The 16,594-nt window shown below is 38.5% G+C and carries 10 protein-coding genes and 1 pseudogene; 3 read left to right on the forward strand and 8 right to left on the reverse strand.

Annotated features, from left to right (window positions below; all coding sequences use genetic code 11):
• Positions 1-82: 82 nt before the first annotated feature.
• Positions 83-1,405 carry an endonuclease/exonuclease/phosphatase family protein gene (locus AAGA51_RS04705; protein WP_042486037.1) on the forward strand — a complete coding sequence of 441 codons (1,323 nt, stop codon included), beginning with the start codon at positions 83-85 and terminating at the stop codon, positions 1,403-1,405.
• Complete coding sequence (locus AAGA51_RS04710) at positions 1,402-1,902, forward strand: carbohydrate-binding protein (RefSeq protein ID WP_042486034.1); 501 nt, start codon at positions 1,402-1,404, stop codon at positions 1,900-1,902. Before AAGA51_RS04705 ends, AAGA51_RS04710 begins: the two co-directional genes overlap by 4 nt.
• A 497-nt stretch (positions 1,903-2,399) precedes the next feature.
• On the opposite strand, the gene AAGA51_RS04715 is transcribed toward AAGA51_RS04710, so the two are convergent.
• From AAGA51_RS04715 to AAGA51_RS04750, 8 genes are all read right to left on the reverse strand, one after another.
• On the reverse strand, positions 2,400-4,493 hold the full coding sequence (locus tag AAGA51_RS04715; protein ID WP_156102044.1) for a bifunctional diguanylate cyclase/phosphodiesterase: 2,094 nt from the start codon (positions 4,491-4,493) through the stop codon (positions 2,400-2,402).
• Positions 4,494-4,813: 320 nt separating this feature from the next.
• The gene (locus tag AAGA51_RS04720; protein ID WP_042486029.1) at positions 4,814-6,760 is read right to left on the reverse strand and encodes a methyl-accepting chemotaxis protein; all 1,947 of its coding nucleotides are present in this window, start codon (positions 6,758-6,760) and stop codon (positions 4,814-4,816) included.
• Between the two features lie 534 nt (positions 6,761-7,294).
• Positions 7,295-8,035: an IS21-like element helper ATPase IstB gene (gene istB / locus AAGA51_RS04725; RefSeq protein ID WP_337165987.1), complete on the reverse strand. Its 741-nt coding sequence runs from the start codon at positions 8,033-8,035 to the stop codon at positions 7,295-7,297.
• A gap of 9 nt (positions 8,036-8,044) precedes the next feature.
• On the reverse strand, positions 8,045-9,577 hold the full coding sequence (istA, locus tag AAGA51_RS04730) for an IS21 family transposase (protein ID WP_337165989.1): 1,533 nt from the start codon (positions 9,575-9,577) through the stop codon (positions 8,045-8,047).
• Positions 9,578-10,086: 509 nt separating this feature from the next.
• A complete protein-coding gene (locus AAGA51_RS04735; RefSeq protein WP_052404654.1) occupies positions 10,087-10,779 on the reverse strand; it encodes an HNH endonuclease in 693 nt (230 codons plus the stop codon).
• Positions 10,780-10,987: 208 nt separating this feature from the next.
• Positions 10,988-11,530: a hypothetical protein gene (locus tag AAGA51_RS04740; RefSeq protein ID WP_042490440.1), complete on the reverse strand. Its 543-nt coding sequence runs from the start codon at positions 11,528-11,530 to the stop codon at positions 10,988-10,990.
• 264 nt (positions 11,531-11,794) lie between these two features.
• On the reverse strand, positions 11,795-13,399 hold the full coding sequence (gene gapS1, locus AAGA51_RS04745) for a GapS1 family protein (protein ID WP_042490438.1): 1,605 nt from the start codon (positions 13,397-13,399) through the stop codon (positions 11,795-11,797).
• An 812-nt stretch (positions 13,400-14,211) separates the two neighbouring features.
• Positions 14,212-15,801, reverse strand: coding sequence for a sensor domain-containing diguanylate cyclase (locus tag AAGA51_RS04750; protein WP_342291544.1), 1,590 nt, complete (start codon positions 15,799-15,801; stop codon positions 14,212-14,214).
• Between the two features lie 234 nt (positions 15,802-16,035).
• Between AAGA51_RS04750 and AAGA51_RS04755 the strand changes: the two are divergent.
• Positions 16,036-16,457, forward strand: a pseudogene (locus AAGA51_RS04755) (helix-turn-helix domain-containing protein); the annotation flags it as partial.
• Positions 16,458-16,594 lie beyond the last annotated feature (137 nt).

Consider the following 16,594-nt stretch of genomic DNA (forward strand, 5'->3'; position numbering starts at 1 on the left):
TACTCGCAAAGCCGCAGTCAGGTAAAGGCCGTAAAATTTAATTTGGGTAAAGTATCTGCAAATTAAAATGGCGAGATACTCCATGAGATTATTGCGTTCATACTTTTCATTAATGACTGTGCTCGGTTCAGTTTTACTAAGCGCTCATTCAGCAGCAGTACAACCACTTACAGTAGCTACCTACAATTCAAAGTTTCTTTCAGCATGTATGCCCAAAGAGCGACAACAACACTTTCATGAAGTTGTCAGTAACCTTAGCGGCGTAGATATAGTGGCTCTTCAAGAAGTAAGGGATAGATTTGCGGCCGAATATTATTTTCGACCAGATTCTTGGACTGTCGTTATTGATGACGAAAGTACCGATGATATGAACCTAGCCTATGCCATAAGAAAAGGTCTGCTATACAAATTAGAATCTGGACAATCGACTAACGCAGATAGTCAGAGTGATTTCGTATTTTCTAGGGAAAACAGTAATTTCATCGATGATAGGAGAGTACTTAAGATCGATATATCAACAGACTTTGGATACGTAACTGTTCTTAATCACCATGCAAAATCACGCTACAACGGTCGTGCTATCACAGAACAACAGCGTCTCAATTCTGCTTTAGATATAATTGACTACCTTGACCATTCTCTCAATAACAGGGTGATTCTATTAGGGGATTTCAATGACACCCCAGATGATGCTTCGGCTAATACCTTAGAATTAGGTCGACTTTCTGATCGCGAACTAGAAAACGCAAAGGACTCTTATCTAATCAATTTAACTGAACCTCTTGCAGCACAAGATAGAGTCAGCTATGGCTTAAAAAGTAATGCCGTAACAGGGGCGTATTTTCAAAAAGTTAATCCTATTGTTCTAGGTAGCAGACAAGCAAATTTAGACAACTTTTACTCCGATTCAGTCAACTCTCATGGATTATACGACCAGATTTTTATTTCTCCTGAACTAGCTGAATTATATGGTAATAAATCATTTACTCGCGTTTTTGAGCACACTTCCGCAATAGCGGGAAATCAAGACACAAGAGCCTCAGACCACATACCTGTACTGACGACTCTGGGGCTATCCAATCATGCAAAGCCAGAGTTAGCAATAAAAGCACTACTTCCTAATCCAATTGGAAGTGACTCACAAAACGAAACAATTACACTTCGAAACAATGGTTTTGGCTATAGAGGCGGTCTCATCCTTCGCGATGCGAGTAATCATTCAAGTTTACTTGAGGTAGATCTACCTTCGCTCAGTGAAATCACCGTCACCTTACGCTCTGGAGTAACGCTCAATAACTCAGGCGACACTATTTCTCTATTTGATGAACATGAACAGCATTTAGATTCTGTTACCTATTCATCTTGTAAAGAAGGCGTTGAAATTACATTTAAGGATGAAAAATGAAAAACCAGTTAATCGCATTAGCTATAGGGCTGAGTCTATCCGTTGGAACTCAAGCATCAGTGCCGTGGGATAAAGATACCGCTTACAGTGCAGGCGACGTTGTAAAGCACAACGGAGAATCCTTCGTTGCTTCTCATTGGACTCAAGGTGCAACCCCCGAGATTAATGATATTCCATGGGACGGTTGGATACATCTTAACGGCTCGACTGTGACGACGTATGCGCATGAACAAGCCTATGTTGGTGGCTCCGTTGTAAACTACAAAGGAGATGTTTACTTAGCAAAGTGGTGGGTGAAAGGGGAATACCCTAGTCATTCTAGTGCGTGGCGTTTACTAGAAGATTTTAACCTTAAGCTTTCATCATCAATTGAAGAACCCGATTCAAATATAAATCTCAAATCTCCAGAAGCTGTACACGGTCAAGATATTGATAAGGATGGTATTTTCCACTCATTACTATTTATAAATCAAAGTTACATGGTCATCGATACATAAGCTTTGATGCATAGCTCATTTAGGGGTAGGACGTGTTCTAAAGCCGCAGCCAGCACCATGATGGACATTTTCGTGTTAGGACTTTTGCACTAATGGATTCATTTTAGATTACCAAAAGTAAGGAAAAGCTCTAAACCTGTGGTCAGTTTTACTTGACCACTACACCTTTATATAAAGGCTACGCAAAAGTTAGTTGGTGAGTTTTTAGGTAATTTCGACACGATAAGCACCTTTAGTTTCTTTACTTTGGTACTAAGATATCGCTTAGTAAAACGAGTTAACGTGTATCAATATTTTTATTTATTGACCTTCAGACACGCATACTATCTGTCAATGAATTTGACAATACCTAGTCGCGAACCTCAGTGCTCTTTGAGTTTTAGAATTACTCTTGATATCAAAAAATACAGTTGACCGCCATTTTCACTAAGCTAATGCAGACAAACAGATATAAAATTCAAGAACAAGCCCTTCTACAAGTGACAAAGCAAGAAATATCAATATTGAAAATTATTAATATAGTTTTCCAAATCAATTTTGGATAACGGTTTAGAAAAATAATAACCTTGGAAAAGGTTACAACCTAAATTTAAATCTCGGAGCAGTTCAAACTGCCCTTTTGACTCAATACCCTCAGCAAGAACTTGCAAATTGTATATAGAACCTAAGGAAATTATGTTTCTAATCATTTTAACCGATGATTCGTCACATATTATGTTGTCAACAAAACTTTTATCTATTTTTAATTCATCTATAGGTAAATGTCTGAGCATACTCAAAGATGAATAGCAAGTACCAAAATCATCTAAAGATATATTAAAACCATCAGCGCGTAATTTGGAGAGGACATAACTTGCTTTGTCTATATCATCAATAACGGCCGTTTCTGTTACTTCTAACGTTAAGGAAGTATTATCGTAATTAAATGCAAGTACTGTGTCTGATAGTTTTTCTGTGAAACTTCCATCTAATAACTGGACGGTTGAAATATTTATAGAAAGATTAAAATCCTTTCCTGTGTGTTTTTTTACATCACTAATTTCGGTTAAGGATTGTCTAATAATAAACTCTCCTAACTCATTCATGAGACCGGTTTGCTCAGCCACTAAAATAAATTCATTTGGAGGAACGTTACCTAAACTAGGATTGTTCCACCTAACTAGTGCTTCAACACCATAAAAGTCACCAATTCCACTAATTTGTGGTTGATAATTTAGAAATATCTCTCCACGTTTAATTGCCCCCCGAAGGTGATGTCCCAAGTCCGATTTATATCTGTAGTTAGCTTCCAAATCTGGCTCATAGATGAAATATCTGTTTCTTGTTTTTTTTGCTTCATACATGGCTATATCTGAAGCTCTCAATAAATCCATTAGCGATGAACCATTTTCTGGATATCTAGATATACCAATACTGGCTCCTTGAGGATAAATATTACCACTAGCTTCTATACTCTCAAGAATTCTATAAATATCATCAATCACTTTAGACTCACATGAATCATCCTCAGTACTGATGACTAATATAAATTCATCACCACCATTTCTTATAAATAAGCAATCATCAGGAATACTACTAGTTATCTTCTTTGATATGCTTATAATTATCTCATCACCTATAGTATGTCCTAATCTGTCATTTATTTCTTTGAAATTATCCATATCTAGGAATAATAAGCTAAACTTTTCTTTTTTTGACTTCCAATTATCATATACGCTTTCAAGATAGTTTCTATTAGGAAGCTTTGTTAGATGGTCATAATAAGCTTGGTTCTTCAGTTGCTCTTTTTCCCTCGTCTGCGTTCTATCAATATTTTTAAATAGTATAAGTATAAAGATTTGGAAAATAGAAAAAATAAAAAAATAGCTTAAAAACACCATTAGGAACTCCCGATTTAAGAAAGATTCTTCAATTTCAGAAGTCAACCAAAACTCGTAACGAGGATGATAAAAAGCAATCCCCCTAACCATTCCTCTACCATCATCAGAGAATCGGATAAATTTAATACCATCTTGTTGATTGTTAGAATCTATTTTCTTAACATCGAGTTCTTCAAGAAAGCTAGAGTATTCCGCTCGCGAGATAGGGAATTTATAAAAATCTTCGTTTGCCGAAATGTCACTTATATATTGAAAGTATCTATCTCTTTGTCGAATAATAGCGATTCTATTAAAATCACCTAAAGTGATGCCTTTATGGAAGATTCCATTTTTACTATCTAGCCTAAGAGCACCAGTCATAACACCCAGTAATTTTCCATCAGCCGAGTATATCGATTTTCTTGCTGGTATGACAAAGCGGGGAGCGTAATAAGTTCTTCCTATGACCATCTTTTTGGTGCTTAAAGCGTACTGAAATGAATCTTTCGTTTGCTCAAGCCTCATTAGATTAGGATATCGCTCACTAACTAGATTTGATGATACTTCTAAAACTTCACCTTGAGTTGATATCAAAGCAAATCCAGAAAACAAGTCTGGATTTATTGACATTATCCTATCTAACTCATCCTTAGTGTCAGTGCCTTCAGACCATTTATTCGTTATGAGCTTGGAACCCATTAACTCTAGTATACTCTCTTGCTGTTCTAGCATAGAAGAATAACTTGCGAACCAGTGCTGTGCTTGAGACTTTTGCGTAAGAGAATAGTGATTTATGAGTTCTTGCCATCGTACAACAGAAAGAACGATCAGAAGAATAAAAGTTATAGAAGATACAAAGTAAAATATGATCCATATATTATTCCTTAGTTTCGCCACCCTTTGTACTCCTGAAAATAGACAATTTACTTACTAGTTATAGTTTAGTGAAAAGTAAAGTAGCCAAATGAGGTACACCTCAGAACTTTTAAATGACGAGTCTTATTGTATCCGCGGTATCTAACGTACCGCGGCTATCAATTTTGAAGGGTTATTTAAAGTCTGAATCTCTCAACAGTCGCCTTCAATTCATTAGCCATGGCTGACAGCTCATCACTTGAATCTGATATATGTCTAACCGCTTGCTCAGTCTCTATTGTACCTTGGTTGATATAGTCTACATTGTGTACGATTTCTTCTACAGTAGAAGACTGTTGTTCGGTTGCGGCTGCAATTTGAACGATCATATCAAATATCTTATTGATTTCTGTGACTATTTCTGCATTTAATTCATTAGCTTCCTTAGCAAGAAGCCTTACATTGACAGATTGTTCAGCATTTTGAGACATAACATCAACAGCATTCTTGATACCATTGACTATGGTCTGAATTATCGTCTCTATTTCAAACGTTGAGTTTTGTGTCGATTTAGCTAACTGGCGTACTTCATCAGCTACAACGGCAAAACCTCTTCCAGCCTCGCCCGCTCTTGCTGCTTCAATTGCTGCATTAAGAGCCAAAAGGTTAGTTTGATCGGCAATAGATTTTATAACTTCTAAAACAGAAACAATTTTTTCAGAATCAGACTGCAAAATTAGCATATTGTTAGAGATATCTTTTGAAGACTCAGAGAGAGTATTTAAGTTTGTATAAGTTATGCCTATTTTGTTAGAGCCGTCTTTAGCTCGGTCTTGTATTGCTCCACACACATCAGATACCTTTGATGTATGCGATGCAATTTCTCTTATTGTTGCCCCCATTTCATGTGTAGCTGTTGCAACTTGCGATGATTGCAACTGTTGCTCTGATACGGCTGCATTTGTCTGACTTGTTACGGCAGACAATTCAGTAGCAGTCGTACCTTGCTGTATTGTCATCGATGAAAGATTATGCATAATATCTCTAAGGTTATTCACCATAATCTTGATGGAGTTCTGAAGCTTACCAACTTCATCTTTTTGAGTAACTTCTATATTAGAAGTCAAATCCCCCATTGACACTTTTTCAGCGACAGATGAAATATGAATAATGGGTGAAGCAATCTTACTAGAAAAATAAACTCCTATGACTGTAATAATTACTGACATAGAAATTATACTAATGATAGAAAACAATCTCATTTCATTAACTGAACTTAAAGCTTCATCAACATCAAGCTCACTTAGAATAGCCCATTTATAACTACCAAAATCTATAACATCAAAAGAAGATAAAACGTCGTTTCCATTGTAGTCTCTAGATATACTGGTACCTGTATTTCCTTTAAATACATTTTCTACTGATTCAGTTTTTACGCCATTTTTATCAACACTTCCGGCAAAACTAGATTTGATATTCCTATTCGTAGGATCTAAAAATGACTCTGATCTCATTCTAAAATCTTCTCCGACTAAATAGCTTTCCCCAGAACTACCCATACCAATCCTTTGCTGCATAATGTCATTAACTTCTTTGCTAGACATTTGTGCAACGACTAGGCTTTCACTTCCATATATTTTCGTTGCAATAAAAGAAACTGGTTCATAGTTGCTTGGTTCATAAGGTCGGTAATCCGTTATCAACTTATTATTCTTAATTTTTCTAACTAGATCTGATAAATGTGAATCAGAATACCTACCACTTAAGATGTTAGTTTGGAAATCCTTTTCTTTCTTCAATGAATAATATACAAACCCAGTTTTATCTATTAGGAGGATATCATGAAAATGATTTTCTTGAGAAAACTGGTTGAAGTAATTATCATAATTTTCATTTGGTATATATGGAATCACCCTAGATAAATCTTCTAAAACACTAAGTTTTGAAGAAAATACGTTTTTTATTTGGTTTTTTTTTAATGAATTTATAGATTGCAAAGCGTTAAAAGCCTGCTCCTTTACACTTTCTCCGGATTTGTTAAAGCTAATAACTCCAATAGTAAGTGCAGGAAAGATGCCAATAATTACCATAAGGATTGTTAACTTCTTTTTTAAAGTCCAGAAATAGTCATATTTTTCACTCATTTTTTTATCCATTATAAATTAGTTTTATTATATTTCTCTTGGAATTATCTTTATATTAGAACTGCCGAATTCCCTTTCATCCCATACTGGCTAAAATTCTTTACGCTTTCACACGGATGCTCTCGAAACCTTATGAGTATCAAATCATACAAAAATAGGTTTATTGATACATACAGCACTTAGCCTATCACCTTGTACTTCCAATAAAGAAAACACAGTAATCACCTACATAACCACTTGCATTTTCACGACAAATCCTTCTGAAACGCCAAGATAGAGCATTTGCACTAATAATACGGATTTAAGCTTACAAGCGTAAGCTTAAACCTCTCAAATAAAGAAAATATATTGATAGACTTCTAATTTAATGTGAAACTTTTGAGCAAACATATAATTATAAGCACTTTAAATTCATAATTAATTACAAAATTAAAACACCTCGTTAACAGTCAGAGTGCGTATTCCGGTGATTCCGGACACCGGCTCCGGTTTAACCGGACGCCTCATATCCCTAACTTTTCTCTAACCCTATTTTTACTCTACCTGTCCGGATTGCGCCAGTTTTCTCATTGATTCTCCTCCGAGTTCTATTCGGTGACTGTTGTGGATTAACCTATCCAATAAGGCGTCAGCAACCGTGGCATTGCCTATCATGTTGTACCATTCTTTAACCGGAAGCTGGCTTATCATAATGGTGCTGCTGGTTTGATAACGATCCTCCAGAAGCTCCAGCAAGTGACCCGCATGATCCGGACTCAACTTTTCCATTCCCCAGTCATCCAAGATCAGAAGTTGTTTTCTCGACAGAGCCAGAAGTTGCTTTTGGTAAGTCCCGTCAAGGCGACCTGAACTCAGGTCATCAAGTAAACGGCTGAGCCTGTGATAACGGACACTGTAGAGCTGGTCGCAAGCTTGAGCTGCAAGCGCACAGGCAACGTAGGTTTTTCCTGCTCCCGTCGGTCCGGTGATCAGAACGTTTTGTTTTTTGTGCAAGTAGCTCCCGGTTAATAGCTCACTCATTTGAGTACGCTTAAGTCCTCGTCCTTCTTTGTAGATAATCTGACTTGGCAGAGCATCGACCCGGAGTTTAGCTTGCCACTTCAGGCGTTGGATTTTGGCCTGATTTCGTCCCAACACTTCGCTTTCAAGCAGCAGGCTTAACCGCTCTTCGAAGCTCAGCTCTGCATAGGTCGATAACTGCTCTTGTTGTTGCTCCAGAGCCGAGGCGGCATGGCTCAGACGCAGTGATTTGAGTTGTTCGCTTATTGTGTTCATCATTCTCTCCTAGTGATAACTGTTGGGTCCGCGCACATTGCTGTGTTGGATGTCAGGGGTGGATTCCGGAGTCGAAGACAACAGGCCTTCCCGGTGATTTTCAAGCAAGTTTCTGATGAACCTGAGATAGGGTTTGTTCACCATCAGAGCATCTTTACATGCCTGCTCTAAGCGAGCGTCACCGTATTTTTTCGTCAGGTTGAGAAGCCCAAGGCAACTGCGATTGGCTTGCGCAGGATGCGCTTTCGACATGAGTAATCGGTTGACCACTTCTTGTGTCGCTGCGCCGATCCGGCCTCCCCAGTTAAGTAACCGCTCTGGTGACCATTTTTGATATTGATGATTGCTGGGCATATGCTCCGGATAAGTACTGATCCCATGCTCTTTTTTACTGGCTGGGTGCTGAGAGATCAGATTACCCTGATGGTATATCTGTATCAGCCTGGAAGTGGCTTCAAGCTCAACGTATTGGCCCACTAACTGATGGGGAACAGAGTAATAATGCCTTTTGTATTCGATGTGATAATCCGGCCCCACTTTGGCGCGTTTGATTTCTGTGTAGAGATAACGTTGTACGGGGAGAGGTTTTAGTGCCGGCTTATCCAGAGTATCGAACAGCTCCTTTCGGCTGGCTCCCAGTTGTTTCATCTGTCTTTGGTTCAGTGAGTCCATTAACTCCCGGATAGAGAGGTTTAGCTCTTTGAAGGTATGGAAGGTTCGGTGACGAAGCCGCATCATGATCCAACGCTCAACGATAAGGACGGCATTCTCAGCCTTGGCTTTATCTTTGGGTTTATAAGGGCGTGCTGGCATAACGGCCGTGCGGTAATGGTACGCCAACTTGCGGTAACTATCGTTGAGCTTGGGTTCGTAGCGGTCCGTTTTGGTCACCGCGGATTTTAGGTTATCAGGTACAAGCAACGCCGGAACGCCGCCGAAGTGTTCAAAGGCATTGGCATGAGCTTCCAGCCAGTGCTCAAGTCGCTGGCTTTCACAGGCTTCAACATAGGTGTAGTTGGACGCACCTAACGTCGCCACGAAGATCTGAGCGTTGCGGATTTCTCCGGTTTCAGGGTTTACCACCGGGATGGTTGGTCCACAGTAGTCGATGAACAGTTTGTCACCGGCCAGGTGGCTCTGACGCATACTGCGTTTCTGCTTCTTTAACCAACGAGTGTAATGCTCGCAGAACTGGCTGTAACGATAAGCTCTCTCCTGATATTCAGCCAGATACTCTTCCCACAGCAGATGTTTGCTCATGCCCTTACGTTTCAGTTCGACAAAGCACTGGGCGAAGTCCGGCATCACCTTTGTGTCGCTGATTGTTTTGTCACGATAGAGAGTCTGAGCCAGTTCAGTATCAGAGCAGCTTTCAGGGAGAGGCCAACTCATTGCGCTTTGCTCAAAACGGGTCAGTATTTCTGAGATGGTTGAACGACTTACTTTCGTGCAGGAAGCGATCTTTCTGGTCGACAGATGGCACTCATATTTAAGGCGTAATACCTCTTTGATGTTTGTCATAGATGTTCTCTTTTTCGGCATTATCACTTCCTTGCTACGTTAATATGCATAACAAGAATAGTGAGTGATTGATTTAAAAGAGAAAAGAGGGATATTCCGGAGTAACCGGACAGGGTTTCCGCTTAACCGGACAGTGATTCCGGAGTTAGTGGAAAAATGGCTGGTTTATGCCGGAAATAGTGTCCGGATTAAAACGGAATGGGTGTCCGGGGAATCCCGGAAACGGTGGCTGGATTGCTCCGGAATACGCAGTCAGAGTTTGGGAGTTGTCCAGATTTCACCATTTTTAGATTAGAAAATGAACTCAACGCACTGATAAACAAGACCCGGGATATGTGTTAGTTTGAGGCAGTTTATACTTGGACTGGATACATAATACCTGCTGCCATCTACGTGATATGTAATAACAAAGGTTTGAAAGCTAACAGTGATGTAAGAGTGATGTAAGAATAGATAAATTTTACTTGGGGGAAATTCCATCAACAGAACGTAAAAGAGTAAAATTCTAACGCATAAAGGGGCAAAAGTGATTAACCGAAATGAAGTTCTCTATGACAATTAGGACACAAAGCCTGAGCATTCTCGACACTATCATCCCCTCCATCTGCGAGTCTTTTAATATGATGAACTTCAAGATAAGGAGTACCATCTCGGCTTCTTGAAAATGGTGCTTGTTGTTTACAACGTTCACATATCCCATCAGATCTTAATAAAACTTCAACAATAACATCTGGGTTTCTTCTAAATGTATAAGTTGTTGTGTGGATTCTTTCAGGACGCTTGCTTGAACTAAAAAGACGCATTTTACGGTTATCTGGTGTGTCGTTAAATGAACGTTCTATCGCTTCTTCCAATTCGAGTTGTATTTGCTCTGAAGTTGGTGCATCAACCTGCTCATCGTTTGATATCAATATTTCTTCTGAGCGAGAACTAAATATCTCGAAAACATCTTTAGCTTGTGCAAAATGAAAGTAATAAACAGTTCTAGTCTGGTCCTGTCCTATGCGCTGTGACATCATTTCTAGTTGTGCTCTAAAACGCCTAAATTCTCCCGTTGGTACAACTGTGAATTGGTTACTGCTGACCTTTGGGGCAACCCATGCGGTAGATTCATGATTAAAATTTTTACTTCTAATTCCCCAACGTCGGTTATCTTTCTTTGGTTGATGGTGAATATAGGCTCCATCAATATTCTTAGCTAGTGACAATAAATCACTATCCATACGACTTCTTTTCATAAACAGCCCTAACTGAATAGACAATTAATCTCATACTAGATGTATGAGATTAATTAAGTCAAAAGTATCTGTCAGGACTGATAAGTTTGCCTGTTCTAGCACGGGGCACTTCTGAGGTAAAAGCGTCAGGCATACAAGTTCGGGACTTATGTGCGTTTGTTAGATAAATTTACCTTTGATGATTCCCGTCGCTTTACCATGATGCTGTTGCATGCTTTCCTTCGCCTTTCGGTAGGTCTTTTCGGGCAATCAATTTACCCTCAAAAGTAAAGTCTTCGGAAATTTTTACAATTAAAAGCTTGTTAAAGTTACCAGCACGTTTCACTTTGACTTGTTCTTTACTTTTCTCAGGAGAGATAGTTTTTATCTCGATAAAGTCATTGCCAAGCTTTCCGTCAGAGCCTTGAGTATGTGGTTTATGCCGCTTTATTCCGTATTCTATTTCGGCAAATAGCTCACCCAATTCACCCCAAATCTGTAAGTAGCGATTTGTCAATTTATAGAAAGATTCCGCACTAGTAACCAAACTCTCAAAAATAACTTCTAGTTCAGGATTGGCCACAATATGTTCAGCATTTAGATAATTGTTATCAATCGCTTCCCATTCGTCAGGAGAAAAACCGAAATCTGACAGATCAACTTCATACGGGTTATATCCACAAGCAGCTGCATCAGCAATTTGATCCGCACTATAACCCTCATTATGCATATCATGTAGAAAATCCCAATCTCCCATATTGACTCCATATAGTTAGACAAAACACAAACGCTGAACAGCTAGGTAGACACTTCATTTCATACTAGTGGTATTAGATTAATTAAGCCAAAATATGACTTGTGCGTTTATTGGAAGTGATAGCTCTAGCAAAGAATGGGGCACAAATGAGTCAGCTCAGATCAAGCTGACTCGAAGATGGACATTTCTGAGCTACTCAAGATAACTAGCTCGATAATCACAATATTCCACACTTAGTCAAATTGTCACTAACTCAAAAGATAACTACACTAACTCTTTGACTATTTTAAGGTACTGTAAAAACTCAGGAGCTTTCACCAATCCTTTGTTCCAGAACTGCCGAGATTTTGACATTTTTCCAGCAAGCTCAGAAGTTAGGTATTTATAATTTTCTACTAGCCTATCGCTGCCAATAGGAGAGCTTTTCTCTGATGCTAGTTTCTTTGCATATGCTTGAATGTGCTGACGCATCTCAAATTTAGCAGTTTCTGGAGTTTCTTCTTCAATGCTACAAAAATCCAAAAATTCATTTATTTCGGTTTCAGTCTCATTACAAAGCGCTAGTATTCCTTCGAGATCAGCAACACAGCAAAAGTGGACGTTTTTCAGAGGTATCTTACCAGCAACCGCTTCATCTATCCTTTGTCTATATTCATCCCCTAAATAAGAGGCGAGTTTAACACCGTTACCAAGGTAAAAGTCTTGGTGAGTCACTATGAGAGCATATCTGTTATCATAATCAGCAAGATCCTCAAAACCAACGCCACTTAACTTATCTGCACATTCACCCGCTTGTTTAATACCTTTCAGGTGAGTATCTCTTAACTTGTCCTTAATAATGTTGCTCTGGTCAGTCACAAGAATTTTTTGGTTGGGTTCTACGCCTTTTGCATCAATAAAAATCGAAGTTCCGTTTCGTTGATGTAAGAAGTCGACAACCTTACCCTGAATTTTGTTATCTCTGTAAACTTCCTTCAGTTGCTCTTCTCTTGTCGTCTCAAAATTATATGCATCAAAAACATATGCTAAATAATCTTCAAACTCTTTAGTAAATTTGTCTCGAAAGCCATTCGAATCAGCGGTTTTAAGTGTTCTGAGAACAAACTCGCTCAACCCGATACTTGCAATGTATGGATGAGCGGTTGATATACCTTCAGGTAGGATGAGTATTGGTTTCTCAAGCAATAGTGGTTCAGAAAAATACTCTTCTGCTCTTACGTCTCCATCGCCTCTAGTTTCTCCCCTTCGGCGTTTCATCAATTGTTGCAACTGTTCAAAGTTTGCTCCAACCAAACTGAGGTATTGTTTAATCACGGCTACTGGATATGCAGGTGAGAGTTTGGGTAAGAACTCTTCGTACTTAATGACAGGCTTTTTAGACGAGTAAAATATAGAAAAGAAAAACACCGACAAAACAAAAAAGTCTTCCAAATCAATATCCGTCTGAGCTTGAAAGCTATCTCTAAACGACCGACTTGCACCTTCATTGCACATAATTGAGAACAACCTTACCAAGAAATAGTTGTGTACTATCTGGTTCGTTTGAAATCTAAGTTGTGTTAGTAGGAACGCTCTTAGAGACAACCAAACATTATCTTCATCGGCAAATTTTGTAGCTTTTCCTTGTAGCTCCCAAATTTTGTTCAATATATTCCATACATCTTTTTCATTCGCAGGAATAGCGCCGTGAATGGGTTCTAGTTCTAATGTCCACTCGAGCATTAGGCAGACAATCCAAGGTCGACCTAGTGCTTTAGGTTCATCAGGATATACGGTATGTAGCCGAGTCAGTAAATGTTGTACGACAGATTCTTTTGTGTAGCGTGTTATCGAGTTTCTTATCTTATGAGCATCTTTACTAAATGACATCAAATAACTCCCATGATACGGATAAACCCTAGCTTCATCTTTTAAGAAGCTTGAATCGCCACCTATAGAGTAGACACTTTGTTGCATTACTAAAGTTTGGTCAACTAGCTAGTGTCACACAGAACTTGTTAGGTAATGAGTAACAAAGAAAGGGGCACAAATGAGTCAGCTCAGATCAAGCTGAATCGAAGATGGACAATTATCAGTCAGCGATTTTACTAAATTATAAAACCATCAATAACTACAGGTGTTGCAAAAAATATTGGTTTAGGTGCGCACCATCTCGCCTCATGGTAAATAAAATTATCTAGATTTCAGGCGTTAATGGTAATTCTCTAGTGTAACATTCATATGATTTCACCTTTTAATATGATGAAATCATATTAAATGCAACAAGATGCACAAAAATCTATTTTTCAGGGAAGTGATATGCGGTTTAACCGTCGAAGAGACAGAAAAACTGTGTTTTAAAACTGTGAGGCAGGTCAAGTTGTGGGACGGTGGAAAAACGGATATTCCACCGGAATGCAAGAGCCTGATGCGAATGCGAATGATTAAGGGCAGGGAACTGCACAAAAAAACCGACATGGAAGGATTTCAAATGCGAGGAGATTATTTGATCCTTCCCAATAGTCAACAAGTCACATCACAACGACTTCTTACTGCTATCAGTGTTCTAGGAATCGAGTCAGAAATAGAAATCAAAACAACATCCAAACTTATTAAATATTCACGCATGCTATCTAAGTTTTTGTGAACAAATCACTTACATTGGGGCGAATGATTAGTAGCCCCAAAAAACAGTTTGTACGTTAGCTGCTTATACTCAACTCAGTTCTATTTCTACCATTATCTTTTGCTTTATACAGGGCATCGTCGGCTTCCTTGAGAACAGCGCTAATAGGTTTACCTTCAGCAGCCCAATGAGCGACACCTATAGAAACTGTCACATGTCCTACAGTTTCAAAATCTTGAGATTCAATCGATTTGCGAATACGTTCCGCCGCATACTTAGCATGATATATATCTGTTTTTGGTAAGAACAATAAAAACTCTTCTCCGCCAGAACGGAATACTAAATCTAATTCTCTTGCTTGTAGCTTTAGATGCTCTGCTACATTCTTTAATACTATATCGCCCACATCATGACCAAATACATCATTAACTTTTTTGAAGTGGTCTATATCCACAGCTAAAACAGAAAATGGTATTTTTTGTATACGGAGATTATCTTGAGATTTATCTAGCCCTCTACGGTTTAATAATCCCGTCAACGAATCTGTTAAAGAATCACTATGTAGTTGATTAATAGTATTAGAAACTATGTTTAATGTATTAAGAAAAGAACGCTTTAAATATGACGCCTCAAAATACCACGACTTTACTTTAATTAAATCATATCCAGTAGATGTATGACTTTCATAGTTTTTTAATATACTAGCCAATTGCCATAAAGGTTTAGATATAAATACAGATGCAACCCAGATAATTAAAACCGTTATTACTCCAATTGGAAGTGATTTAATGAATACCTTCCACATTTGCTCATTAAGCGTTGCTACGGTAAGTGCCTCCGCCCTTTGAGCAACGATTCCCCATCCAGAAAGAGCAACTGGCGCATAACCTGCTAACATATCAACTCCGCGAGAGTTAACGATAGGTTTACCGCCTTTTTCGCCTTTTGTTACAGCGTTAATTGCCTCATTTGTATCTATTACCTCTCCAACTCTTTTGGCGTCAGGATGGTAAATTATCGTGCGGTTTCTATCAACAACATAAAGATATGAACCATCTTTATAACTATGCTTACCGAGAATCGTATTCAAAATATTTTTTTGTTCAAGGTAAATAGTTCCTGCTATATAACCTAAATACTCTTTATTTTCAGAGAAAATTGGATATGAAATACTGGTTAAATAATTGCCAGAAGGTGGTATGAATGGGTCTGTAATAAGAGGAACTTTAGCATTTAATGATTGCAGCGAGCGATCACCTTTTAGCTGTACGCCTTTCAATTGTATGTTTTCAGGTGATATAGAGACTATAACCCCTTTAGAGTTAACGATAACTACAGAGTTAAAAAAACTTGTTTGAGTCCTTAATCTATCGACCTCTTGCTGTTGTACTTTTGTGTCAGACATACCTTGACTGAGTAAAGCAGCGCTATACTCCAACTGGGAAAACGCTGACTCAATAAACAAGTCTGTTGTTTCAGCCATTTTTTCTGCGTAAACGCGGTTGGATTCAATAGTGTTAGTAATAATCAGTTGTTGCTGAACTCTGTACATTGAGTAAAAGGAGTTGATAAGCGTCATCAACACACTGAAGACACTCAGAATCAGGATTAATTGCCTTAAATTCAATTTATCATTTAACAAATTAGGTTCGCCTACATCATCCATTAGTTAAGTTTTCCACTTGTTAGAGTTCATTTACAATAAGAATACACAATACGGGTATAGATTAATCAAATCGCTAAGGTAATGATAGCATTGAAAAAAGAAGATGCCCTACAAACCTTATAGTTATGTAGAAAGTACCCCCGTAGTACATACTCGGGGGGTTGCTCCGTCCCTCCGCCTCCTCAGTCCTCGTGCGTCCCTTCACCAAAACCCCAAAATCGATTGATAAGATGGTGGGCATGGGATAAACCTGAAAATGAAATACAAAAAACGGCGGCTCTTTTTTGGGAAGAATTTTATGCGGCTAAACGTCATTCTTTCCAATTACCCTTACCTTTAGATCGTCGGTTTAAAAAAAATTCTGCCAACAAGTGATGCAAGAATCTTTTTTGGTGCCGCCTCTTACCACCATTGCACATTCCATAGGTGCAAGTACCAAAACTGTCACAAGGCTATTCAAAGCAGAAACAGGAATGTCCTATCAGGACTGTAGACAGCTAAAGGCGATTGAGTTGTTGTCTAGAGAAGAGCAAGTTAGAGATGTTGCCCATTTGCTGGAATTTTCTTTCGACAGTGCTTTCATAGTCTTTTTCAAGAAACAAACAGGACAGATACCACTAAGTTTTATGAAGAATCATATAACTCCACTTAAATAAGCCAATTCCATATACTACCCGTTATGCGCACTGAGCAAGGTTGGAACTGGCAACTTTCCTTTATGGCAAACCAGTACGAAATTAGCTCTAGTATGGCAAATCCAGATAAACAGAATGTGTATGATTTTTTACTCTAA

Source organism: Vibrio diazotrophicus (genome assembly GCF_038452265.1).
Lineage (GTDB): Bacteria > Pseudomonadota > Gammaproteobacteria > Enterobacterales > Vibrionaceae > Vibrio > Vibrio diazotrophicus.

What these genes read in the sequence shown, in the direction of transcription:
- AAGA51_RS04705 (WP_042486037.1), top strand. Translation starts at nt 83, where the DNA reads ATGAGATTATTGCGTTCATACTTTTCATTAATGACTGTGCTCGGTTCA.
- AAGA51_RS04710 (WP_042486034.1), top strand. Translation starts at nt 1,402, where the DNA reads ATGAAAAACCAGTTAATCGCATTAGCTATAGGGCTGAGTCTATCCGTT.
- AAGA51_RS04715 (WP_156102044.1), bottom strand. Translation starts at nt 4,493, where the DNA reads ATGCTAGAACAGCAAGAGAGTATACTAGAGTTAATGGGTTCCAAGCTC.
- AAGA51_RS04720 (WP_042486029.1), bottom strand. Translation starts at nt 6,760, where the DNA reads ATGAGTGAAAAATATGACTATTTCTGGACTTTAAAAAAGAAGTTAACA.
- istB (WP_337165987.1), bottom strand. Translation starts at nt 8,035, where the DNA reads ATGAACACAATAAGCGAACAACTCAAATCACTGCGTCTGAGCCATGCC.
- istA (WP_337165989.1), bottom strand. Translation starts at nt 9,577, where the DNA reads ATGCCGAAAAAGAGAACATCTATGACAAACATCAAAGAGGTATTACGC.
- AAGA51_RS04735 (WP_052404654.1), bottom strand. Translation starts at nt 10,779, where the DNA reads ATGGATAGTGATTTATTGTCACTAGCTAAGAATATTGATGGAGCCTAT.
- AAGA51_RS04740 (WP_042490440.1), bottom strand. Translation starts at nt 11,530, where the DNA reads ATGGGAGATTGGGATTTTCTACATGATATGCATAATGAGGGTTATAGT.
- gapS1 (WP_042490438.1), bottom strand. Translation starts at nt 13,399, where the DNA reads ATGTCATTTAGTAAAGATGCTCATAAGATAAGAAACTCGATAACACGC.
- AAGA51_RS04750 (WP_342291544.1), bottom strand. Translation starts at nt 15,801, where the DNA reads ATGGATGATGTAGGCGAACCTAATTTGTTAAATGATAAATTGAATTTA.